The sequence below is a fragment of the Peribacillus sp. YIM B13482 genome, assembly GCF_042787975.1.
In the GTDB taxonomy this organism is placed as follows: Bacteria; Bacillota; Bacilli; order Bacillales; family DSM-1321; genus Peribacillus; species Peribacillus simplex_A.
The window spans coordinates 18945-43285 of the sequence record NZ_JBHZPF010000017.1 but is presented as its reverse complement, the minus strand read 5'-3'; the positions used below and the strand labels follow the sequence as shown (position 1 = coordinate 43285).

The 24341-nt window shown below is 38.4% G+C and carries 19 protein-coding genes, 1 other RNA gene and 2 pseudogenes; 3 read left to right on the top strand and 19 right to left on the bottom strand.

The window, feature by feature from the left end; genetic code table 11:
• Window positions 1-297 precede the first annotated feature (297 nt).
• The 6 genes from ACFX4L_RS10765 to nirB (ACFX4L_RS10740) form a co-directional block, all read right to left on the bottom strand.
• Complete coding sequence (locus ACFX4L_RS10765; protein ID WP_284470746.1) at window positions 298-759, bottom strand: hypothetical protein; 462 nt, start codon at window positions 757-759, stop codon at window positions 298-300.
• A gap of 306 nt (window positions 760-1065) precedes the next feature.
• Window positions 1066-1386 carry a hypothetical protein gene (locus ACFX4L_RS10760; RefSeq protein ID WP_125160794.1) on the bottom strand — a complete coding sequence of 107 codons (321 nt, stop codon included), beginning with the start codon at window positions 1384-1386 and terminating at the stop codon, window positions 1066-1068.
• Between the two features lie 475 nt (window positions 1387-1861).
• The gene (locus ACFX4L_RS10755) at window positions 1862-2287 is read right to left on the bottom strand and encodes an OsmC family protein (protein ID WP_377383222.1); all 426 of its coding nucleotides are present in this window, start codon (window positions 2285-2287) and stop codon (window positions 1862-1864) included.
• Window positions 2288-2533: 246 nt separating this feature from the next.
• A complete protein-coding gene (locus tag ACFX4L_RS10750) occupies window positions 2534-4150 on the bottom strand; it encodes a family 14 glycosylhydrolase (protein WP_284470744.1) in 1617 nt (538 codons plus the stop codon).
• 206 nt (window positions 4151-4356) lie between these two features.
• Window positions 4357-4674, bottom strand: a complete 318-nt coding sequence (gene nirD, locus ACFX4L_RS10745) for a nitrite reductase small subunit NirD (RefSeq protein ID WP_284470743.1) — start codon at window positions 4672-4674, stop codon at window positions 4357-4359.
• A gap of 17 nt (window positions 4675-4691) precedes the next feature.
• On the bottom strand, window positions 4692-7106 hold the full coding sequence (nirB, locus tag ACFX4L_RS10740; protein ID WP_377405077.1) for a nitrite reductase large subunit NirB: 2415 nt from the start codon (window positions 7104-7106) through the stop codon (window positions 4692-4694).
• Window positions 7107-7311: 205 nt separating this feature from the next.
• Between nirB (ACFX4L_RS10740) and ACFX4L_RS10735 the strand changes: the two genes are divergently transcribed.
• Window positions 7312-7638: a MerR family transcriptional regulator gene (locus ACFX4L_RS10735; RefSeq protein ID WP_483878233.1), complete on the top strand. Its 327-nt coding sequence runs from the start codon at window positions 7312-7314 to the stop codon at window positions 7636-7638.
• Window positions 7639-7809: 171 nt separating this feature from the next.
• Here ACFX4L_RS10735 and cobA read toward each other — a convergent pair whose 3' ends face one another.
• The 4 genes from cobA to ACFX4L_RS10715 all read right to left on the bottom strand — a co-directional run bounded on the left by cobA (window position 7810) and on the right by ACFX4L_RS10715 (window position 14517).
• The gene (gene cobA / locus ACFX4L_RS10730; RefSeq protein WP_377383226.1) at window positions 7810-8580 is read right to left on the bottom strand and encodes a uroporphyrinogen-III C-methyltransferase; all 771 of its coding nucleotides are present in this window, start codon (window positions 8578-8580) and stop codon (window positions 7810-7812) included.
• Between the two features lie 108 nt (window positions 8581-8688).
• Window positions 8689-10839, bottom strand: a complete 2151-nt coding sequence (nasC, locus tag ACFX4L_RS10725; protein WP_377383228.1) for an assimilatory nitrate reductase catalytic subunit NasC — start codon at window positions 10837-10839, stop codon at window positions 8689-8691.
• 96 nt (window positions 10840-10935) lie between these two features.
• Window positions 10936-13257: a nitrite reductase large subunit NirB gene (nirB, locus tag ACFX4L_RS10720; protein ID WP_377383230.1), complete on the bottom strand. Its 2322-nt coding sequence runs from the start codon at window positions 13255-13257 to the stop codon at window positions 10936-10938.
• Between the two features lie 54 nt (window positions 13258-13311).
• A complete protein-coding gene (locus tag ACFX4L_RS10715; RefSeq protein WP_377405074.1) occupies window positions 13312-14517 on the bottom strand; it encodes a nitrate/nitrite transporter in 1206 nt (401 codons plus the stop codon).
• A gap of 644 nt (window positions 14518-15161) precedes the next feature.
• Between ACFX4L_RS10715 and ACFX4L_RS10710 the strand changes: the two genes are divergently transcribed.
• The gene (locus tag ACFX4L_RS10710; protein WP_089362260.1) at window positions 15162-15704 is read left to right on the top strand and encodes a ribonuclease H-like YkuK family protein; all 543 of its coding nucleotides are present in this window, start codon (window positions 15162-15164) and stop codon (window positions 15702-15704) included.
• Window positions 15705-15920: 216 nt separating this feature from the next.
• Here the strand turns inward: ACFX4L_RS10710 and ssrS are convergent.
• The 5 genes from ssrS to ACFX4L_RS10685 all read right to left on the bottom strand — a co-directional run bounded on the left by ssrS (window position 15921) and on the right by ACFX4L_RS10685 (window position 19945).
• Window positions 15921-16107, bottom strand: a non-coding RNA gene (gene ssrS / locus ACFX4L_RS10705) — 6S RNA.
• 134 nt (window positions 16108-16241) lie between these two features.
• Window positions 16242-16598 carry a Mur ligase domain-containing protein gene (locus ACFX4L_RS10700; RefSeq protein WP_377383234.1) on the bottom strand — a complete coding sequence of 119 codons (357 nt, stop codon included), beginning with the start codon at window positions 16596-16598 and terminating at the stop codon, window positions 16242-16244.
• A 343-nt stretch (window positions 16599-16941) separates the two neighbouring features.
• Window positions 16942-18195, bottom strand: coding sequence for an MFS transporter (locus ACFX4L_RS10695; RefSeq protein ID WP_284470736.1), 1254 nt, complete (start codon window positions 18193-18195; stop codon window positions 16942-16944).
• 454 nt (window positions 18196-18649) lie between these two features.
• The gene (locus tag ACFX4L_RS10690; protein WP_377383236.1) at window positions 18650-19531 is read right to left on the bottom strand and encodes a mechanosensitive ion channel family protein; all 882 of its coding nucleotides are present in this window, start codon (window positions 19529-19531) and stop codon (window positions 18650-18652) included.
• Window positions 19532-19552: 21 nt separating this feature from the next.
• A complete protein-coding gene (locus tag ACFX4L_RS10685) occupies window positions 19553-19945 on the bottom strand; it encodes a sporulation protein (protein ID WP_250211803.1) in 393 nt (130 codons plus the stop codon).
• A gap of 672 nt (window positions 19946-20617) precedes the next feature.
• Here ACFX4L_RS10685 and ACFX4L_RS10680 point away from each other — a divergent pair.
• A complete protein-coding gene (locus ACFX4L_RS10680) occupies window positions 20618-21151 on the top strand; it encodes an IseA DL-endopeptidase inhibitor family protein (RefSeq protein ID WP_284470734.1) in 534 nt (177 codons plus the stop codon).
• 177 nt (window positions 21152-21328) lie between these two features.
• Here the strand turns inward: ACFX4L_RS10680 and ACFX4L_RS10675 are convergent, their stop codons facing one another.
• From ACFX4L_RS10675 to ACFX4L_RS10660, 4 genes and pseudogenes are all read right to left on the bottom strand, one after another.
• Entirely contained in the window at window positions 21329-22318 is a 990-nt protein-coding gene (locus ACFX4L_RS10675) for a hypothetical protein (RefSeq protein WP_377405070.1), read from the bottom strand.
• The gene (locus ACFX4L_RS10670; RefSeq protein WP_061463248.1) at window positions 22305-22652 is read right to left on the bottom strand and encodes a PadR family transcriptional regulator; all 348 of its coding nucleotides are present in this window, start codon (window positions 22650-22652) and stop codon (window positions 22305-22307) included. Before ACFX4L_RS10670 ends, ACFX4L_RS10675 begins: the two co-directional genes overlap by 14 nt.
• 222 nt (window positions 22653-22874) lie before the next feature.
• Window positions 22875-23161: pseudogene (locus tag ACFX4L_RS10665) on the bottom strand (GntT/GntP/DsdX family permease); the annotation flags it as partial.
• A gap of 6 nt (window positions 23162-23167) precedes the next feature.
• A pseudogene (locus ACFX4L_RS10660) lies at window positions 23168-24312 on the bottom strand (glycerate kinase).
• Window positions 24313-24341 lie beyond the last annotated feature (29 nt).

Here is a 24341-nt window from a genome sequence, read left to right as displayed (position 1 = left end):
GGACGACGTAAGTATGAAATTAATAATGACTTCATTCAAGTATATGTTAATGGAATCAACGATCAGATTTTACAAACCCTAAAAAAGTTCCAGCTTGTTTTCAGGAATCCGCTCCCTTTCCTCCGACTGGCTGCCAAGCCTCATCAAAGCAAGCGACTGTGGGTTACGAAAGGTACGAGACTCGTGCGGGAAAAACGAGAACCCCGCCCACAGGCGCAAAAAGCGCCGCGGGCGGACCGTCCGCGGCAAGCGAATGCCTGAAGAGGAAATCATTTTACAAACCCTCAATATCTTAAATTATTTTTTTATTTCAAGGCTTTTTAACATTTGCCTTAACGCTCCAAGATGATAAGCCGAGTGGGCAATGGTCGCGTTTACATTTGTCAGCCATTTTACTAAATCGATTGTTTCGATTTCAGCGAAAAGAGTTACATATTCTTTTTGTAATCCCTCCCTGATTTCCGCCCATTTCACCTCATCAACATGAGTAATGGTCCAACTTGCGTCCCAATCTTTTTCAAAGTCTGTGCCACTGATCATTGTTCGGATCACCCATAAATAATACCGTATGTGGTCAGAATGAGCAGCAATGGTTGATCCGTTTATGAACCGTGAAGCGTCTTCTGCTGTTAAACCATCAAGTGTCCCGAAAACCCCTGTATTCGGTTTTGAATCAGTATAATAGCTTCCTTCATTTCCAGGTCCCTCAAACGTTTCTTTCAAAAGCGTTTTTATCGAACTTGCCAACGTCTGGCTCATTTCAATTCCTCCCAAATGTTTTAATCGACTTCATTACTTTATAATACACTAAGAAAAATCAATAATCGTTTATTTTTTGTTAAATTAATCCAAAAAATATTGGGAGTTTAAAGAATTACTCGATCACTTGGCATAAGGTAAGGGTTTCCTTAACTTTCGAGTACAGTTAACAACCTTATATAGTATTGACGCTGCTCTTAACGTAAAAAAAATAAAAATACCTTAAAAAGACCATTCCTTAAATAAACAGGAACGGCCTTAATTATTTATTTGAAAATATGATTCAGTCTGAAATGTTAAAAGTTTTTAATAGCTTTTCAAACGCTCCTCCAGGGACACAATTCTAAACTTTAACTCTTGATTCGTGTCTAACCCGCCTATTACAATTTGATTATCTTCGGTAATGGTGACATATCTAAAGGTCTCATCACCGTGGATCTTTATTTTTGTTTCCAATGTTGTTTCCATTTTTGCAAAGACATGATCTGTGTATTTAAGCGGTAGTAAATCATCTAATCCTTCTTCGGGGCTACCGAGCCACTTAAACATGAAATCTTTCAATGAAAATTGTTCAATCATCGATAAATGATCTTTAAATGCCAATTTGTCTATTGTAATCTCTTTCAACTTAACCACTCCTCAATCGTATTTAAAGTTTATCTCGATAAACTCTTAACATCAAGGGCATTCCAATGACAAACGATTACATTTTGATTACTTGCTGTCTAAATAAACCCATCCATACCAATAAACGGTACAAGACAATGGCAGGTGAGCTTTTTTGAAATACAAATTAGGAATGAATTTTTTCACTTGTGTAGATATTTAATGGCCTGGAGAAATACGTCTTTCATAAATATTCAGAGGAAATACTTCCTACGGTTTTCAAGCGGGGCACAAATTTTAGATGAATTTATGCAACATTTTATTTATATTTTTTGACCTCTTTACGAAAATCTGGCACCAAGATTCATTCTGTTAATCAGGATGTTCATTCCAGCCTCAAAAACAGCCTCCATTTCTTTAAGGAAATGAAGGCTGTTTTTCTTAAATGATAAATGTAAAAACGATTTTCTGGTAAATGATAGCCCTTAAATTAACATTATAATTCTTGGTTTCCTTTAACGCCATTTATCGAATAGCTCATTTTTATGTTGGCATTTAATGAGTGATATACTGAACAGTACGTATTTTTCGATAGTTGAATCGCACGGATCACTTTATCTTCAGGCAGATCACCCTCCAATAAATAGTGGATATGAAAATCGGTAAACCGCTTAGGGTGGTTTTCTGATCGTTCCCCTTCTATCTCTATTTGAAAGGCCTTTGTTTCAAATCGCATTTTTTTTAAAATCATTACAATATCAATACCTGTGCACCCGGCAAGAGAATGCAAAAGTAACTCTGTGGGTCTTGCTCCACTATTTTTTCCTCCTACGTCTTCGGCAGCATCCATCTTTATTTCATGTCCCGACGGAGTTGTGCCAGAAAAGGCCATTTCCCCTGTCCATGTAATCCTTGACTTCATTTAATTCAATTCCTCCCTTTCTTGATGTTTTGTTCTAAATAGGCCACATGTCTATTTAATGTAAGTACAGGTCATTTAAGTCTTAAAATAATATTTCCCCAATATTGCGGTCAGTACGTATATTAAAAGTACTTGGCTTCAGGATTGTATTTTGACCTTAATTTGTGATGAACTTTCAATAATATTATTTCCAAAAGACTTGCTCAGTTAATCATACTGATTTAACCTATAGCCCTATATATCCATCTACCATGAAGTTTTATAGTTTCCTTTTCCATTTAAAGGTGTTTTATAATTATTATTTTCCCCTTTTTGCCAAATAATATTGCCATTTTCATCTTTCATGACGAACTTGAATTCATAGAGTCGATCTGCTGCTAAACGGAATGTTCCACTCCAGCTCCCTTCTGTGTTTTGCGTGAGTTTATATTCGTAATCTTCAACATTCCATCTGCCGATTTCCCCTCTATCCCCTATTAAGTAAACTCCCTGTGTGACAGGTACATTTTCAACTGTGAATGTAACTGGAATCGACTTGCCTTCCAATTTATCCTTCATCATCCTGAACTCATTTGTGGGATTTCCTTCATCGTCGAATAAATAGGACAGCCTCAGCAAGGTAAATCCCTCAAAACCATGGTTAAAAACCATTTCTGCTATATTTTCAAAGCCCCATTCATTATTGATCAGCGGGAGTGCGTTTTCTCCGTTTAAAGAAATTCCTTTTTCATTAGCTAAAGAGGCAATATGTGTCACCAACGTTTTAGGCGCGCTATATGATGGTGCAGTATGTGCGTCTTGGTCTCCCATTTCCAAACAGGTGAACGTGAGGGCCATATTCGATTTCTTAAATTGATTCAATAATTGGGAGTAGTTATAGTACCCCGCACTATACTCTGCTGAATGCGGTAGTACTGGATCATTCATTTTCCAATGGACCCCTGAGATTTTAGCTCCAATTGGCACGCCAAAGACTTTATCAAAATGTTTATGGGCAAATTTAGAGATTTTTGCAAGATGTTTTTCGAGTGCTCCTTGATACCATTGCATAAAGTCGTATCCAAATTGTGTATCGATTGCTCCGCCCTTGGTGAAAAATTCATCCCCGTTTCCAGGTGGCTGAATCTCATTCCAGTTTTTATACGTTTCACCCCAGGCAGCATTTAATTTTTTTATCGTTGAATATTTTTCTCTCAAGGTAAGCCTGAAATCCCGTTTCGCTCCTTCTGTATAAACTTGAAGCTGTCCCCTTTCAGGATAATCCCAGCCATCAGCATTTTGATAGGAGGGATATCTTAGTTCCCCAGCTGGTCCTGCACTTAGATATATTTTAGCTATTAGGTCCTTCTTATCAGCAAAGTTCTCTGCAAAGGATTTATACAATTCGTTGTACTGATCGGCTGTACCTTCCCACCAAGGAGCAAGTACTTCTTTATTCCAGAAACCACTTTCACTCTTGAATGCCATGTTATCTAGAGTGTCTTTATTCCAGAGCCAACTCGGGATAGGATAGTTACAATCATCCCCCACATTACCGCCGCATTGATGTGTAGACAAAATGGGCACCCATTTTAAACCGGATGCTTTCACTGTTTCCGCATATTTTTTATAATAGGACCAATCAAACTGATTATCTTTTTTACTCTCGACTAACCCCCACCAGATATCTGTCGTTATTGCATATACTCCATTTTCCTTCAACTGAGTTAACTGTGCTTCAAATGCCTTCCAATCTGTTATTTCACCCAATGGGGCCATTACATAAAGTTTGTAATCTGGTTTTACTTCTGCTAATCCAGGTGAAGTACTTAAAGGAACAAAATACAGCATAAAGGTAAAAACGCCAACAGATAATTTGTTCATGAAACGCCAACCTTTCCCCTATAACTTTATTTGTTTAAATTTCGGTTCACCACCGAAATCGTTTACATTTTTTTGTTTTTTAGTCATTCCTTTACTAGAATTATATTTGTTATGGAAAAATTTATCAATTATTTCATCGGAGGAATTTAGTTCAAAAATCGACAAAGAAAAAATGGATAGTCTAAGAGACTATCCAGAGCAGCTGGTTATAAAACTATATAAACATTACCATCTTCTATTTCAACATGGAATGTCTTTACACAACCATTATCAGGTTTTTGGACTTCTCCATTCTTGACACTGATTTTCCAGTCATGCATCGGGCAAAATACATGATCACCACTCACAATGCCTTCCACCAGAACCCCACCTTTGTGTGGGCAACGATTTTCAATAGCCCGGAATTCACCATTTGCTAAATGAAAAAGAGCAATTTCATGAGATCCTATCGTTACTGTTTTCCCCAGGTTTTTTGGCATTTCATTTACGGTTGAGACCTTTATCTTTTGAAGTGTTTTCCTCATTTAGGCTGCCCCCATATTCATTTATTTAATATAGCCGGAATTTTCACTTTTTGAAATAAACCGGTTTGGATCGCATTGCTCTCAATGATTTCTTTCCACGGTTCTTGCAATACGGATAAGGCCTCACCCAAGCGTTGGTTAAGCTCCATCCTATTTTGCTTATCACCAATAATCTCCTTAATGGTATCGAACCCAACACGCTCAACCCAAACCGACGTTCTTTCTAAATAATTGGCAGTCTCTCGATAATGTTGGATGTACGCACCCGTAATTTCAATTACCTCATCACTTGTTTTCACTTTACATAATAATTCAGCAGCTCGTAAATGGGTACCGCCATTGCCGCCAATATAAATTTCCCATGCACCGTCAACACCGACAACACCAAGATCTTTGATACCGGATTCAGCACAATTACGAGGACATGCCGACACAGCCATCTTAACCTTATGCGGTGTGCCTACACGTTCAAATTTCTTCTCCATGGCAATGCCCAGACCGATTGAATCTTGGGTGCCAAAACGGCAAAAGTTTTCACCGACACATGTTTTCACAGTTCGAAGCGTTTTTCCATACGCATATCCAGAAGGCATATCCAGGTCGGCCCATACGCTTGGAAGGTCTTCTTTTTCAACGCCGAACAAATCTATTCTTTGACCGCCTGTTACCTTAAGTAACTTAACATTATACTTATCGGCAACATTTGCTATTTTCCGTAATTGATCGGGATTTGTGACGCCGCCATACATTCTTGGCACAACGGAAAATGTACCATCCTTTTGAATATTTGCATGTAGCCTTTCATTGACATAGCGGGATTCTTTTTCATCTTCATAGTCAACAGGATGGATCATGCCTAAGTAATAGTTCAGTGCCGGTTTACATTTAGAGCATCCATCACTTGTATTCCAGCCGAGAACATTCATGACTTCACGAGTATGTGTCAGATTTTTTTCGCGTATTTCGGCACAAACCTCATCTCTTGATAAAGTGGTGCACGTACATATGGATTCCTTCTGGTTTGACTTACTGAAATCAGTGCCTAATGTCAGCTCGAGAATATCACCGACTAACGGCTTACAGCCACCGCATGATCTCGAAGCACTTGTGCAGCCTTTTACTTCCTCAATGCTTGTTAAACCGTTAGATTCGATAGCCGTCACAATATCACCTTTCGTTACACCATTACAACCACAGATGATTTCTTCATTTGACATCGAAGTGACAAGTCTGACACTTGGTTCACTTGTTCCAACATTTAAATACTCAGAAACGTCGGCATTTTTATTGATCATGCTCAATAGGGTATTGCTTTCCTTTGTATCCCCGAATAATACCGCACCAGAAATTTTCCCATTTCGAATCATTACTTTTTTGTAAGTACCATTCCATTCATTAAATTCCTTGATTGATTTGGCTTGTTCATCCTCAAAAATTTCTCCAGCCGAAAATACATCAACACCAGATATTTTTAACTTAGTAGAAAGCACGGACCCCTCGTAAGCTTTGCTTTCCAGTCCGCAAATCCTTTTGGCTAATACTTTGCCCTGTTCATATAGGGGAGCGACCAAACCATACACCATCTCACGGTGTTCCGCACATTCACCAACCGCAAAAATATTCGGAATCTTTGTCTCCATATAATCATTCACGATAATTCCCCGATTGACAGGGATGCCGGAATTTTTGGCCATTGCAACATTTGGTTTAATCCCAACTGCCATGACCACTAAGTCGGCGCTAATTTCCTCGCCATCACTAAAGCGTAATCCTTTGACATCAATTTCACCTAAAACCTCCTGAGTCTGTTTCCCAAGATAAAAATCCATTCCCTGGCTTTCAAGTTCCCTTTGCAGCATTTTTCCTGCTGCTGGATCTAACTGCCTATCCATCAAATATTCCGAAAGGTGAATAACATCTACCTGCATACCTAGATTCAAAAGCCCCCTTGCTGCTTCAAGACCCAGCAATCCTCCACCAATGACAGCAGCCTTTTTGTTATTTTTTGAATATTCAATCATCTTTTCGCAGTCTTCAATATTTCTAAAGGCTGTCACTCCTTTTTTATCAGCCCCCTTTATCGGCAGAATGAATGGGATTGATCCGGTAGCTAAAATTAATCGATCATATGTGACTTCGCGATTAGCATCTGAATATATGATTTGCTTAGTGGTGTCGATGTTCGTGACTGTTTCACCTGAAAAAAGTGTAATATTATTCTCTTTGTACCAGTTCCAATCATTTATTGTAATATCATCTATCGTCGTAGCCCCTTGCAATACATTCGATAGTTGGATTCGATCATAATTCGGATGCGGCTCACTTCCGAAGACAGTCACCTCAAACCTTTCCGGTTGAATTTTCAAAATTTCTTCTATACATCTTACTCCAGCCATACCATTCCCAATGAGTGCCAATTTCTGCTTAGCCATGTTTTGTCCTCCAATAAGGTTTTTTTGAAAGGATGATATGATTGATTATAGGTGACGTCACTTTTTATATCCACCAGTGTGTTATAAATTCTTACATGGTTTTTAAAAAAATAATAATTAATGTTAGTTTTTATTACAAATATTCAGAAAATTAGGATATAATATCCTTATTGATCTAGCATAAATCAAAAATGAGGTGATTTTCATCGTTCAGCAAAAAGAATCTTATATAGATAGAAAGGTAATTTCCATAGGAGTGGTCAGAGAATTAACCGGACTATCCGATAGACAAATCCGGTATTATGAAGAAAGAAAACTCGTTTTCCCCGAAAGGTCTAAGGGTGGTAACCGTAAATACTCTTTTTCCGACGTCAAGGCATTAGTGGAAATCGCCGATAAAATAGAGGATGGAGTGCAAACCCATGAAATTAGACAGGAAAAATTAAAAGAGAAAAGAAAAATTGAACAGGAAAAAATGCGAAAAAAAATGCTGCAGGGCCAAATAAATGCACACTTTGGCATGCGTAATTGATTTTCTAAGCAACCGTTATAATTAACCGATTCAATAAGTACTTTAACTGTCCATAAACCCTTGGCTTTTTTAAAAAATAGCAGTTAACATTGTTAAACTGGACATGATGACCTTCATGTCCAGTTTTCCATTTTCATTACAGTAAAAGTTTTCTAGGTAATCATTCCTTTTCTAAGCGAACTCCCTATCTTTTGTTTTCTCGGAAAACCATGATAATTTCTCGGATAAATTCACCACTTCTCCTATTACAATCATAGCGGGATTGGCAACCTGCTCTCTTGTAACGATCGCCACTATTGAATCGATTGTTCCTGTAATAGTTCGTTGAAAACCTGTCGTTCCTTGTTCGATGACTGCAATGGCAGTTTCAGGCTTCATTCCGCAGGAGCGTAATTGTTTACAGATATATGGAAGGTTTTTCATACCCATATAAATAACAATGGTGTCAACACCATGTGTCAAGTGATGCCAGTTGATGTTATCAGGTTTGCCGGTCACGCAGTGTCCTGTGACAATTGCGAAGGAACTCCCCCATTCCCTGTGAGTCAGGGGAATTCCAGCATAAGCTGGCGCAGCGATTCCAGATGTGATTCCAGGGACTATTTCAAATTGAATTCCATGCTTTGCTAGCACTTCTGCTTCCTCACCGCCTCGACCAAAAATGAAAGGATCCCCCCCTTTTAGACGAACAATCGTTTTTCTCTCCATTGATTTACTTATTAACAATTGATGAATGCCCTCCTGAGGGACACAATGTATCCCAGGCGCTTTACCGCAATAAATGTATTCAGCTCCAGGTTTACCGTATAAAAGCAATTCACGATTTACCAATCGATCATACAAGATGACATCCGCTTCCGCGATGCATTTGATTGCCTTGACAGTAATTAAGTCCGGATCACCAGGTCCGGCACCAACTATATAGACCTTACCTTTTTCCATCCTTTATCCCCTTTTGTTGTTTAGTCATGTAAGCCTATGTGATTAGGCTCAACTATTCGATTATGATCGAACCAAAAAAATTGTCATGAATGGGAAGAAAGCCTCCCCTTAATGAGACGTTAACTCTAATATAGGATGTACTTTTACAGCACTTACTTTAAAGCCAGGCATTTTGCATGTCGGGTCTAAAGCCTGTGAAACGAGTCGATTGACATTTTGTGAGTCTGCCCAATGAAAAGGAACGAATATGGTATCATGGCGAATGGTTGCTGACCATTTGCTTCTTACAACAATACTTCCCCGCCTTGATTCGATTTTCACCAAAATATTGTCTGGAATATGATATTTCTTGGCTGTTTCCGGATGGATTTCCATATATGATTCAAAATTTCTTGCTGCTAATGATGAGCTTTTTCCCGTTTGTACTCCTGTTAAATAATGTGACATGATTCTTCCTGTCGTTAAATAAAGTGGAAAATCCGTACATGGCTGTTCTTTTGGAACAAGAGGCACATTATTAACCACAACCATGGCCGCCTTTCCATCTGGGTGGGCAAAAGACATTTCGAATAACCTTTTTGTCCCTTTATGGTCAATGGATGTGCATGGCCACAAAATGCCTCCTTCTTTTCTTAATCGATCATACGTTATACCATAATAATCAGCGTTTCCCCCGCTGCTTGCCACTCTTAACTCTTCGAAAATCTCATTTGCTGATTGAAAGGGAAAATGCTCCTCTTCTCCTAGAACTTTTGCTATATCACAAATGATTTGCCAATCATGCTTCACTTCCCCAGGTGATGAAAAACTTGCTTCCCGCAACGTTACCCGTCCTTCTAAATTTGTCATCGTTCCCTCATCCTCTAAATAAGACGAAGTAGGTAAAATTAAATCAGCCAATCTAGCAGTTTCAGAAACGAACATATCCACTGCGACAAGAAACTTTAATTTTTTCAAAGCCTTTTTGACAAAGTTAGCATTGGGATTTGAAACAATTGGGTTGGAACACATTAAAAACATGCCGGTAATTTCCCCTTCATTAATCTTCTCTATCATTTCGTATGCTGAGACACCTTTACGAGGCAAATCAGCCTCATCGATTCCCCATATTCTTGCAATATGTAATCTGTGCTCCTCATTTTCAATCATACGATACCCCGGAAGCTGGTCTGCCTTTTGGCCATGCTCTCTTGCTCCCTGCCCATTCCCCTGTCCAGTAATAGCTCCATATCCCGAATTCACTTTTCCAATTTTCCCTGTAACAATAAGAATATTAAGAAAATTACGAACGGTAGCTGAACCATCTGTTTGCTGCTCAACGCCCCTTGCTGTAAAAATCATTCCTGATTCTTCTTTCCCGAACATTGCAGCCGCTTTTTGAATTTGGTCGCTAGGAACCCCTGTCATTTCTCCAATTTCCTCCAACTTTAAAGATGTAACATACTCTTTAACTTCGTTGTAGCCATTTGCACGTTCCCGGATAAATGCTTCATCAATCAAATCCTCTTCTATGATCACTTTCAATAATCCGTTTGCCAAGGCGGCATCCATCCCTGGTTTTACTTTTAGATGTAAGTCAGCCATTTTCGTTGTTGTTGTTTCTCGTGGATCTACAGCAATAATATATGCACCATTTTGTTTCGCTTTCTCAAAGTACGGCATGATTGTCGGCTGACATTCCGCAATATTCGTGCCTGCCAAGATAATGCACTTTGTGTTCGGAATCTCTGATAAGCTGTTGGTTAGGCCTCTGTCCATACCAAACGTTTGGCTTGCTGCCGAAGCAGCTGCGGACATGCACAATCGGCCATTATAATCTATATACTTTGTTTTTAATGCTACTCTAGCAAATTTCCCAAGCAAATATGCTTCTTCATTTGAAATGGATGCACTCCCATAAACAGATAATGCATTTACACCATCTTCTGCTTGGATCTTAGTGAAATTCTCCTTAATGTGATTTAATGCTTCCTCCCAAGATATGCGAATAAATTCACCATTTTTTTTAAATAATGGGTATTTAATTCGATCTTTATGCAGAGCATGTTGGTGTGCATTCATTCCTTTAATGCATAAGCGCCCCTCTGAGGTTGGATTGTCTTTTCCAATCGTCATATACTTTTTTCTTGTCACTATTTTTTGTTCCAACAGCTGCATCTTACATTGCATGCTGCAATATGGACATTGTGTATCATAGCGTTTCTCTGATTGGACCTCTTGTTGCTTCGTGCGGAAATACTTTAACAATAATTCGGTCAAGGCTCCTCACCCTTTACTCATGGATTTCTTTAGATAACAACCCGTTAGTTTTAGACGTGCCTCAAAAGGTACTTTCCACTTTGTTCCTTCTCTGATTTAAGCCATTTCCAATCGTTGAGATAGTTGCTGACTAAGTTCATTATCAAACAATACTTCTCTAACATGAATTAAACCCACCCGTTCAATCCATTGCCAAGTCCGTTCTAAATAATTGGCTGTTTCCCGATAATATTGAATAAAGCCGATGATGATTTCAATTGCTTCTTCATTTGTCCCAACTACACATAACAGTTCACCGGCACGAACATTCCGCCCGCTGCTTCCGCCCACATATATTTCCCAGCCCCTTTCAATGCCCATAACACCTATATCTTTCGTTGTTGATCCTGCACCGTTATGCATACAAGCAGATATGCCCATCTTTATCCGGTAAGGTGTTGATACATGCTCCAATCTTTTTTCCAAATCTACTGCAAGTAAAAGGGATTGCTTTTTATCACAAGAACAAACATGTTCACCGATACATGTTTTGACGTTTTGAACGGTGTTACCATATTTCGAACTTAACGGCATGTCTAAATCAGCCCACACACCTGGGAGATCTTCTTTTTTCACACCCATTAAATGAATCCTTTGTTCACTTGTTACCACCACCTGGGATATATCATATTTAACTGCAACATTTGCAATTTTTCGCAAGTCTTTCGCATTCGTCATCCCGCCGTACATTTGCGGGATAACAGAGTATCGGCTATCACTTTGAACTGTTGCATTCTTTTGTTCGTTTATGAAAAGAGTTTGCTGTCTGATCTCGTACTCTGGATGAATCATCCCTAAATAATAACTCAGGGCTGGCCGGCATGTTGAACAACCTCCTGTATTTTCCCATCCAAGAACATCCATCGCCTCTCGGACGGATGTTAAATCTTGGAGCTGCATTTTGTACACGACTTCATCTTCCGTTAATGTCGTGCATGAACACAATGCAGTTTGTTCATTAGCCTGATCAAAAAGATCACCTTGAATATATGCCAAAAGCTCGGTCACTGCAGGCTTACATCCTCCGCATGAATCTGAAGCCTTTGTGCATTGTTTAACTTGTTCCACTGTTGTTAATCCCTTATTTTGAACCGCTCCAATGATTGCCCCCTTTGAAACAGCATTACAATTACAAATGATTTCATGATTTGCCATAGAAGCGATTAATCCCTCAGCCATACTAGGTGATTGGAACAGAGCATGCTTTTCCACTGACGATACTTCTTGCCGCTTTAAAATCATATCGAGTATTCGTGAACTGACCTTTGTATCTCCATACAGCACAGCACCTATGATTTTTCTTCCTTGAATAACCACCTTTTTATAGACACCATCTAATTCATCAAAAGTTGTGATTGATTTCGTTGTTTCATCACCAAGGAAATCTCCAACAGAGAATAACTCAACTCCTGATATTTTCAACTGGGTGGAAAGGACCGAACCTTGGTATCCGGTGCATTTCATCTCACAAATATGCTTTGCCAGCACTTCACCCTGTTCATATAGGGGTTTCACCAGTCCATAAACAATTCCGTGATGTTCAACACATTCACCAACCGCATAAATATTTGGGATGCTGGTTTCTAAATAGTCGTTTACAATAATGGCACGATTTGTATCAATTCCGCTTTCTTTGGCCAACTGAATATTCGGTCTAACTCCCGCAGCCATAACGACTAAATCTGCTTCCACCTCCGTTCTATCTTTAAAACGGACACGCTCTACACGCTCGTTACCGATTATCTCCTGAGTTTCCTTTTTTAAAAGAAAGTTCATTCCCTGGTTTTCCAACTCTTTTTGCAGCAAAAGTGATGCCGTTGAATCAAGCTGCCTTTCCATTAAATGGTCAGCAATATGAACGACATTCACTTCCATACCAAGGTTTAACAACCCTCTCGCTGCTTCTAAACCTAATAAACCGCCTCCGATGACGACTGCTTTTTTATGCTTGCGCGAAGTTTCAATCATCTTTTGGCAATCTTCAATCGTCCGAAATGCAATGACTCCTTCCTTATCAACACCGGTAACAGGAAGAATAAATGGGATAGAACCTGTGGCAATTATCAGCTTATCGTAGTAAACTTCCCGTTCTTTGTCTGTTTTTATCTTCCGAGTCTCTTTATCGATTTTCACAACCGTTTCCCCTGTAAACAATTGGATATTATTCTTTGTATACCAGTCCCTATCATTTATCGTAATATCTTCAAACGAAGTGTTGCCTTGAAGCACAGTCGACAATAAGATTCTGTTATAGTTAACGTGTGGTTCACTACCGAAAATAGTAATTTCAAATGCAGTCGGATCCTTACTTATAATTGACTCAACGCAGCGTAATCCCGCCATTCCGTTCCCTACTAAAACCAGTTTTTGTTTATACATTTTCTCCCCCCAAACAAGTACTGTAACAAGCCAATATAACTAGTAAACAAAGTTCTAAATTTTAACTGAATTCTTTCCGAGTACCCACGTTTTTTTCCATGAAAGCTGAGCTAGGCCCAGGATAAGCAACGCTACGATTCCAACTGCGGAAAATACTAAAAATCCAGTAGCATATGTGCCAGTAATCTGTTTCAACGTGCCTAGTATGTTTGGAACCAAGAATCCGCCAACACCTCCGGCAGCTCCTACAATCCCTGTGATAAAACCAATTTCTATAGAAAATCGCTGTGGAACTAACTGAAAGACAGCCCCGTTGCCCATACCGAGAAATAGCATTCCGATGAATAGGAGGATCGTAACGAAAGTAAGAGAAAAAAGAAAACTAATCCCAAACATACATATTGTGAGTCCAATAAATAAAAACATAAGCAGTTTAACTCCACCTATTTTATCGGCAATAAATCCTCCGACGGGACGAAAGAAACTTCCGGCAATGACACATAATGTAACAAATTCCCCTGCCCTTATTCGTGTTAACCCATACTCATCAACAAAAAAGATGCTTAAAAAGCTAGTAAACCCGACAAAGCCCCCAAAAGTCACACTGTAAAGAATACAGAAATACCAAGTGTCCGTTATTTTAAATACATTGAAATATTCCTTGAGCGGTTTAGCAGGCGGTTGAGATGGTGCGTCTTTTGCGATTAAAATATAAAGGACAAACACGATGGTTAAAGGAATCAAAGCTAGTCCCATAACATTATGCCAGCCAATAGACTCTGCAATACGCGGCCCAAACAATGTCGCAAAAAGAGTTCCGCTGTTACCCGCTCCCGCAATTCCCATAGCAAGACCCTGCAAATGCGGGGGATACCAGCGACTAGCCATAGGAAGTGCTGCAGCAAAACTTGCACCTGCCACTCCGAGCAAAATCCCAATTAAATAAAGCTCGGCTAAACTTTCTCCAAATAACCATCCCCAAAAGAGCGGAATCATCGTAACAAGCATCCCGCCGATCGCTGTTTTCCGCGGGCCGATGCGATCGGTCAAATAACCAAGGACGATTCGAAAAAACGAGCCTCCCAAAATCGGAATAGCTACAATCAAGCCTTTTTCGGCTGGAGAAAGTCCGAAATCCTTTGTAATATAGACACCGAGTGCACCTAATAATACCCAAATCATAAAACTGATATCAAAATAAAGGAATGAAGCTAATAATGACGGAGCATGACCGCTTTTTTTCAATTCAGATATTTTCATTTTTCATCTCTCCAATACTTTATTAATTGAATATTCGTTTATTTTACTCTTGTAAAAGCAAGATTTCTTTGTTTATGTAAGAAAACATCACACACTTTTTTTGTAAGTTATTAAATGTGAATACTTTAAAGGAGCTATTGGTCAAAATTTAATAATTTCATTTCGTTTTTCTTATATAAATTGAATGACTTGAAATGATTACTCTAGATCAACTGGTGCCATCGAACCATTGGTTTCTCTTTCGTGTATGACTTGGTGAAGATTTGTATTCAGAGGTAGGACGCCCAAGTATAGATCCAGTTATTATTGTCTATAACTGCTTCAAACCCAATAAAAAACAAGGTTTCGGTATGAGAGCATTTCGAAACCTTTTTATCTACAAACTGAAAGAGAAGCGTAATACTTAGGCTTCTCTTCGCTACAAACTCTACATTTTTAAATTTATAGCTTAAATAACATGTATACTAGGAATCAATAAGCTGGGCACCGAAAATATTTCTTTTATTAATGATGGCTTCATCTTCATTATAGGGCAGGTTCTTAACATAGCACGAAACAAGGACCTCCTTCATAAGATGTGTTATGAGCGGCATGTAGTAATTTAATAATCAGATTATAGCCGGGGAAAGGTTGGGTGCAATAATATGAGGCAATATCCAATTCATAATAATCCATTTCAAAATCTTCAGGAAAAAGACATGTCTTTTGAAGAGGTATTCGTTCATATTGTAGAATTCATGAAATTAAATCCTTCCGGTGACTATCGATTAATGGTCGGTACAGATTCGCAAGTACATAAGAAACATACAGTGTTCATTACAGGCATCGTGATACGTCAGGTCGGGAATGGTGTATGGGGTTGTATTAGAAAAGTGATGATTCCTAGAAGGATGATGCAATTACATGAACGTATTTCCCATGAATTGTCGTTAACTGAGGAGATCGTATCCATGTTTACGGAAGAAAGAAAAAATCAGTTAATCGATATTGTCCTGCCTGCTGTATATCAAGGGGCAACGTTCATCATGGAAGGGCATATTGATATCGGGATTGGAAAGCGGAACAAAACCAGTGAGTTTGTTAAAGAAATGGTAGCCAGGATGGAATCCATGGGAGTGGAACCTAAAATTAAACCCAATGCTTTCGTTGCTTCAAGCTATGCCAACCGGTATACAAAGCAGGAGTAAATGCCTCCAAAACATGCAAGAAGCCTAAACTGTGAGCAATGGAGCTTTTTGCAAAGTAGGTAAGATGGATGATAATAAATTATATTAGAACAATATAGGTTGGAAATTTCCTGTTCTTTTTTTCAAGCTAAAAGTTGTACATATATTCCTCTCGTACGTTGCTCTGAATAACGCAAAAAAACCGGCCTCAGACGAGACCGGTTTTAACGTTTAAAGATAGAAGCCGTCATTGCCGTATTCAGTAAGAAAGTTTTAAACCACCACTCCTCAAAGTGGGTGTTTGCAGAAAAAATCCTGTTGTCCAAGTCAGTGACGAGGCATAACATTCCTGTTTCAATATAAAACTCCCTATTACAGCTTAAAGGTTAAAACTTAAATATCATAACGAACAGTACAGCTTGTATTGTTATATTACCTGAATTCCTTATATCTTACAATGGTAATGATATCCATACGAATAACCAATCAAATTGGCTTTATCTTGGAATGGACGCCCTATTATCCCTTTATTCAATTAAAGCATTCGTTAGGATCAAACTATTGATCAAAATAACTGATAATATCCACTTGGTCTTTATTTTGTATTTTTTGATTGCCGGGATCTCCATAAAACCTTTTCGCGATTACCTCTAATGCCTTTCTGCTGTTCTCCACTCGTAGATAAGGAACATCCAATCCCTTTATGTCGCGATCGCCAATCACAACCGAAGCGCCCTGACGAATTGCATCTTTAATGTAATTATGGTCATCCTCCTTATATCCGTTAACGGCAACAAAAAGGTATCCATTTTTTATTTCTTTTGAGTTATCGGCGACACCTGTAATGGATATATCTTCAACGTCCTTCGGCAAACCCCAGTTTATTGCTTCATATATTACGTCTTTAAGGATCATTAACTTTTCTCCTTTTTCAATAAGCTATTCACCCTATATTTTGTATAAATCATAATTAACAACATGCCATTATTAGTATTAACAAGTACCCTAAAAATAATTGTTAATATATAATTTGTTTGTTGGTAAAAATTTTTTTCAGGTTGAGTCCGCCAAAATAGATTAAAGCCATTACTAAAAGCCCGTACATTATGAATAAAAAAAAGCAGCATGAATTGGCTGCTTTTCTTTAAAATCAATATGGATATAACTGGTATATCTTCATGTTAAATTGAGATTTTCTCCTCGTTTTCCCCACCCAAGTCAATCACTAAATTTACTATTCTTTTCCCATTACCTATACTTACGATTGAATTTCCAAGGGTTTTGTTTCGTCCTTTTGATTGTACAATGGCAAAATGAAAAACATCCCTAGTATAAAAAAGAAAGCCGCGGTTTCAAATATGGGAACGAGTGAAAATTGCTCTTTCAAAACGCCGGCAGCACTCATGGTCAAAACCATGGAGCCAGTGAACAATGGGCTTAAGATTCCATTGACTCTTCCGATGAAATCGCCTTCGGTCCTCTGTAATATCAATGTATTAATCCCAATTTGAATACAAGGCAGCATCAGTCCATTAAAGAACTCGGCAGTAAGTGTAATCCAAAGGTTTGTTGACAGCCCCATTACCGCTATTCCAATGGCATTCACAAGCATTCCAAATGCTAATAATCTCTGAGGTGCCACCTTTTTGGCAAAAATCATCACTCCTGCTCCGCCTAAAATCATACCAATCCCATTCAACATAAATAACCATTGAAGATTTTCCTTAGGCAGACCCAGTTGTTCGGTAACAAGGAATATCGAGAGCGGCTGAATGAAACCCAGTCCGAGCCCGGCTGCCAGAAAACATAAACCAAGCAGACTCAGTTCTTTTTTTCGCAACACGTAGCTCACTCCGCTTTTCATTTCCTGCCACAATGTTGTTTTGGCCTTTTGTTCATCAAGTTTGCGATCTTTTGGAAGGAAAGCTAGTGCACCAGCTGAAAATAAAAACGCGAGGCCAGTTATAGCAATCGAGATATTGATCCCGAATGATTGGAAGGCAAATGTACCGAGAATCGGACCTAAAACCATAAATACTGCGAAAACTGTCTGATAAACTGACATCCCTGTCTGAATTTGACTTTCTGGCAAATGCATTTTAAATAGCTTCATGCCTGATGGCTGAGAAAATTGAGAAAGTATCGCCGAAATCAAAGTTGCAAAAAACACCATTTTCCAACTTCCGAAGATAAGCGTGATAAGCACAGCAAATACGGATATTGCACTTAAAATATCACACCAAACCATCGTTCTTTTCGGACTCCAGCGGTCAGCGAACGTCCCTCCAATAAATGAAAAAATAAAAATGGGTGCGAATTCCGCTACTGAAATCATTGAAATGGCAAAGGCATCCCCATTTGTCTTTTCCATGACGAATAACAAAACTGCAAAATTCCGCACCCATATCCCTATTTGTAAAAACAAGCCTGAAAAGATGATGGCCCGAAATACACGATTTGTAAATAAGTTAGGTTCCTTATTACTCAATGTTACAGATGAGTTTTTTCCCAATATAAAAACCTCCTGTGAAATATCTGGACAGGAGGCAGTACAATACAAATTTAAAAAGGCATAATATCCCTAATTGAAGGAACACAATGATCTTTGTTTGTATTTTAATGTACAGACTAATCCTATCCAGAAAAAAAGATCGTATTTAAAACGCATTTTTTCTTAAAGAATAGGATTAAATGATCATTGTTTAACCGTTCCCCTTCCATTTTATGCTAAAATCATAATAATCCATTTAATCTGAAAAATCAAGATAAAAATTCAATGATAATCCTTTTTTGGATCAGACTTGTTCATTTTCTTATTCAAAAAGAACTTCCTTTAAAAGAACACCCTTTTATATCGTAAGTTTTCAGGGTTATTGCTGATTGGTGCTTCTGCACTTTGTTCCACTTTGCCACAATTTTTTTCATGACCTTTTCCCGGAATAGCTCATGCAAGTGTATGCTTCTTATCAGTTCTCTAGCATACGTTCATGATTCGGATTCGCCTGTACAAGTAAATGGGAAGATGGCATAAGAATTTGATGCTCATGTAAAGCAGCCATCATCTCAAACCTGACATTTCTTGCTGTTTCAAAGTAATGTTCAGGTTTTACAAGCCCCACTATGCATAGTTCATATCCCACATATTTAAGATTCGGATTTAAATCCGTAATGCCTATGTATCTAAAATCCTCTTCGGGTGTACCATCCTCTAGCCTTAGAAGATTTTCACCATACTTATCATTACAGATAATACATATATCCTCCAACAGCCGTTTTACCTTTTCAGGATTTTCTTGGTAACTTACTGTAATGCGTTCAATGATTCGCATTCTACCTTTATTGAAATTTTGAATCGTCCTGATTTCACTGTGTGGGATGGTCAGCAATTTTCCTGACCATTCTCTGATCTGCATGAACCTGATACCGATTTCCTCTACGGTTCCGGAACTTGTCCCATTGAATGTCACAAAATTCCCTACACGAAATTCATTATCTGAAAGCCTTACAAATCCCAATAAAATATCCTTAAGCATTTGCTGAGCGGCAAACCCGATAACGATTCCCACGATCCCCGCTCCTGCTAAAATTCCTTTTATATCAATGAACTGCCCAATCAGATAAATGAGGAAAATCAAAACTATGCCGTACCTGAGACTGGAACGAGTTACCCCCTGTATCGTTTTTTCCACTTCTTCCTCAAAAAAATCAGATCTTTTAAAGAACCATTCGACCATTTTATTCAAAATATAATATACCGCCAATAACAGTAAAGTTAATATAAACAGCCTCATTAATAAGAATTCCTTCAAATAATCCAAAGCACGCTCAGTAAAATTCAAGATTTCCATGTTCACACCTCTATTTCAACTTTATTCAGAATCGATTAAGATCCAATCATCATCCTTTCCTATTATCCCTTCATCCAATATAAGTCTTGTTTTAAGGCGATAGGAAACCCCTCGCTTATAAGGCTCCTTCAATATAGGAAGACTAAAGTTAAAAGGAATTTCATTGCTTTCCCCTGACTCAATCTCACTTGAAGCTAAAATGGTGCTCGTCTTAAGGGTATTTTCCATTCCCGTAGAATGAGTATCCATAATTAAATCACATTCGATCCTCCTTATTCTTTGCTCCTGGGTACCACCCTTAATCAAGAAATAGCCGTTTATTAATTCACCTGATTTATACGTATTTTTTGGAAGGATTAAATCTATTTGTGCAGAACCTATCCCTAAAAGTAACAAAGATTTTCTAAGTATCAAAGAATACACTCCATTTATATTTATTTGTTTTTCTATTAAACCACATATTTATACATTTCCTTTAGGGCTGCATCATCCGGACTACAAAAAAACCTTTACCATTTTGGTAAAGGTTTATATTAGAAAATAGACCTTTACCAATAGGTAAGGTCTGGCTAACAACAATATGCTGCCAACAACACCGAGAGCAAAGAGCTCCGTAATGACGACATTGTTGTAAAAGCTACTCCCCTTAGGAGAAAGTATTCAAGTATATTATTTATCATACGTTAAGATTAGAAAGTTTGTCAAACCTTTATATTTTATTTTTTTCGGGTTCTGCCTGGGTAATTCGAATTCTTTGTACATATATTGGTAATAATAAAAATATAATGAATTAACTTGTCCTGTAATTGCAAAAGAATTAACTGCTAGGTTTTAAATAGGCCAGTTGGTGGAATATGAAGTATGTAACAGCTAGTGTCCTTCTATTTACAACTCGGTGAACGCTCCTTTCAAAAAGAATAAAGTGAACAAACTATGTATATTTAATAAAATCTATAATTATATTTAAAAATTAACAAGATTTCTCTTTTACTTTCGCCGATCATGTTGTAATATAAATGTAACAATTGTAATATTAATTAAACTTTCGTTACATAAGTATCCTATTAGGGATTGGGGAGATAAAATATGAAAAAATTTTCAGGTGTGCTATTATCCATTATCATTTTATTTTTCACATTAAGTGGTCAGGTTACCGCCAAAACGTCATCACAGAATTTATCTGATGCAAATGCATTAAAGATAGCCGATAATGCCAGCAAACATTTTTGGAATGCTTTACATGGGTACAAAACCCAATCATGTTCACAAAAAACTTTCAATTATAAAGGGACAGAGTATTCATACATTTGCCAAGAGTTTAATACAAAAGATAAATTGACTGCCTACCTGGCAGAGACATTTACTAATAATGCAGTTGAAAAAGGACTGACTAAATATAATTACATTACCTATAAAGGGAAATTAGCACGTCCAATCGGAGATGGCTTTAGCATGTTAGAGTGGAAAAAAGCCAAAATTAAATTGGTCTATCAAAAACAAAACGTTAGGTCATACAATTTAACTGTACCTACAGTCGACGGTGAGTCAGTAAAAAGAACGGTTACCTTTTATAAGTCCGGTTCCGCTTGGAAAGTCAATCAGTTCGATGCAGTTCAATAAAACATTGGTTTAAATGTAACGCCTCATATGCTGTATAGTTAGTTAAAAACTATATGTCATATGAGGTGTTTTTTTGTTGTCCCTTGTATCGGTTGAGAAATAATATTTCAGACTTGTAACAGCTCACTTTTCACTTCAGGGAACTTTCAAACAAAAAACACAGCTAGATGCTGTGCATTAACGGATTTTTGCCTTACGGAAGCCTTGATAGGTATCGTAGGCGGCAAAAATGATGAAGATGAGTATGAGACCCCAGTATATCGAGCTTTTCCATTCATCGATTGAGAATAGTGTTCTTTGGTATGCAAGGAATTCCGGGTTCAATAAATCAGGATTACTGATGATGATGATGAAAGCCAGAGTGTACAACAGCTGGTAAATGGCATGAAATAAAGCTAATTTCAGGGTCCATCGACCTAAAAATAATTTATATATAGCTAAGAGCACCCCAATGATAATGACGCATGATACCAGCAGCCAATAGGAATTCAATACATCTTGATTGAAAGAAGGTGTCACGAAAATGAGACTGCCATTTCTTTTTTCATAGACTCCTAAGAGGTTTGCTGCATTGAAATAAAGGGCCGCGAAGACAGAAAGACCTAACAAACTCGCAAAAATCTCGATCATAGGAACCGCTTTTTTCTTTGAAATGTTCGGCATAACTTTTAGGTTTTCCGGTGTCCATGGTTTCCAGTCTTTTGTTAAAGGCGACTGGTCTTTTGAAGTATCCATGCGTTCTAAAATGGCAAATGAAAGCGTTAACCAGAAAAACACTTGGATACCTGTACTGATGATACCGGTAATCCCTTTCCCGATTATTATTAAAATTGCGTCCACAACCGTATTCCCCATATCCCGAAAAGGATTATCCCCCACTAATCCGATCAGTGAAATGACTGCAGCTATTGGTAAAATCATCTTCAACAGACAGATATAAACATCAAAATAACGCGGTCCAATCAAATGCATCGGCCGATCGCGATAACGACTTGCCAGTATAACCGGATCTCCTAATTTTAAAAGGACGGCTTTCACGTCTTGCTCCGTATGATCCACCGGAAGCATGTCTTCGATTGTAGATTGAAGCTCAAGCGCAATATCCCCCCGTTTTTTTTCTGGCAGCCTGCGAGTCACTTCCTGAATATAAAGTTCAATCAGCTCCATCTTCTCCCTCTCCTTTTAATAATATATAAAGCTCTTGAGAAGTTTTTTCCCATTCTTCCTTTAACTGAATGAATATTTCTCCCCCATAATCGCTTAAAGAATAGTACTTGCGCGGTCTACTTTCAGAAGTATCCCAGCTGCTTGTGACCAATTCTTGTTTTTCCAGGCGGCGAAGCAAAGGATATAAAGTACTTTGATCAATGGTAATTCCCGACTTCTCTAAACGCTGGACAAGCGAGTACCCATACTGAGGGGTTTTGAGCTGACTTAGAACAGCTAACGTCAGAGTGCCTCTGCGCAGCTCAGTGGTTAATGAATTCAGTAAAGTGCTCATCCAATCACCTCTTCTCTATACTATGTGACATACACCATACCTTATACTATGCATCATACACTATTTTAGTTCTTACACCAATATGAAAATGAAAATATATTTTATTTAACGCATAAAAAAGAGAAGCTTTTCACGCCTCTCCATTTTCCCAATATTAATATTACACAAGAATGACCCATAATATCATCGTCGTGATAATCGTGACTACCCCTTGTATTAAGGTTTAGGACCGATAATCCTCAATACGACTTCGGTCATTCGTAAAACGGCCACGGCCTTTTCCAAAATGGTTCCGATTATTGAACCGAAAACGATTACAAGTCCAATGCTCGTCATCAGTCCGCCAAAACCGCTGTTAATATTCTCAAGTATCTGATCCAGAGGCATTCCAGAAGCAAAACCCACAAATAAGTGCCTACTAATAGTAGCGATAAGAACGGATGCAACTTGAATTTAGTTGTCGCAAAAACAATTAAGAACACGCAAATGGCCAAAACAATAAATAACACATATGATTACCGCCTATTTTTACTCGCTGCCAAAAAAGTCCGCATTACTTGTTCAGCTGCTAGTTCCAAAAATTCAGCCCCTCTTTCCATAGCTTCCTTTAAAGGCATAGGAGCGTTCACCAGACTATGGACACTAGTTATTCCATGGTCATATAAAGCTTCAATACCTGTTCCGATTGATCCAGCCAAGACAAATACGGGAATATCATACTTTTTCGCTTCTTGAGCAATTCCCATTGGTGTTTTACCTGAAGCTGTTTGGTAATCGATTTGGCCCTCACCGGTAAAGACACAATCAGCATCGTAAAGTTTTTCACCCAGTTTCGTATATTCCATAACAATATCGACGCCCCTTTTTGTTTCCGCATGGAAAAAGGCCTGAAATGCACTTCCAATTCCACCAGCAGCACCAGCTCCAGCTTTATCATGCAAGTGAATGCCTGTCTTGATTTCCACCAAATCAGCCCATGTTGATAAAGCTTTATCAAGCATTTCAATCATGGCAGGGGTGGCCCCTTTTTGGGGTCCGAATACACTTGATGCCCCATCCGGTCCGACTAACGGATTTTGAACATCCGAAGCAATCAAAAACTCGGAATCTGCAATTCTTGGATCAAAAGCCTCCGTATTTATTTCAGATACACGCGATAATTCGGCACCCCCTAATCCCAAAGGACTCCCCTCATCATCAAACACCTTCATTCCCAAAGCCTGAAGCATTCCAACTCCGGCATCATTGGTAGCGCTTCCGCCAATCGCTAAAATGAACTTTCGACATCCATCATTCAATGCTTTTTGAATGAGCTCCCCTGTCCGTATGTAGTTGTTATCAATGGGTTCAACTCATCTGGATCGATTAGACATAAACCGGATGCACTGGCCATTTCAATCACACATGTTTCCTGATCACCCAAAATTCCATATGCTGCCTGTACGTCTTCAAGTAAAGGCCCTTTAACGGTTACTTCAACTTTTCGCCCATTTGTAGCTGCCACAAGACTATCCATCGTACCTTCACCGCCATCCGCTGCAGGAACCAATTCAGTCTCGGCATCCGGCAGCGCCTTCCTGACCCCTCGCTCGATTGCTTCCGAAGCTTCTAATGCTGACAAACTCCCTTTATAGGAATCTGGTGCAATAACAATTTTCATGATCAGGTCCCCTTTGAATTTTTTTTATA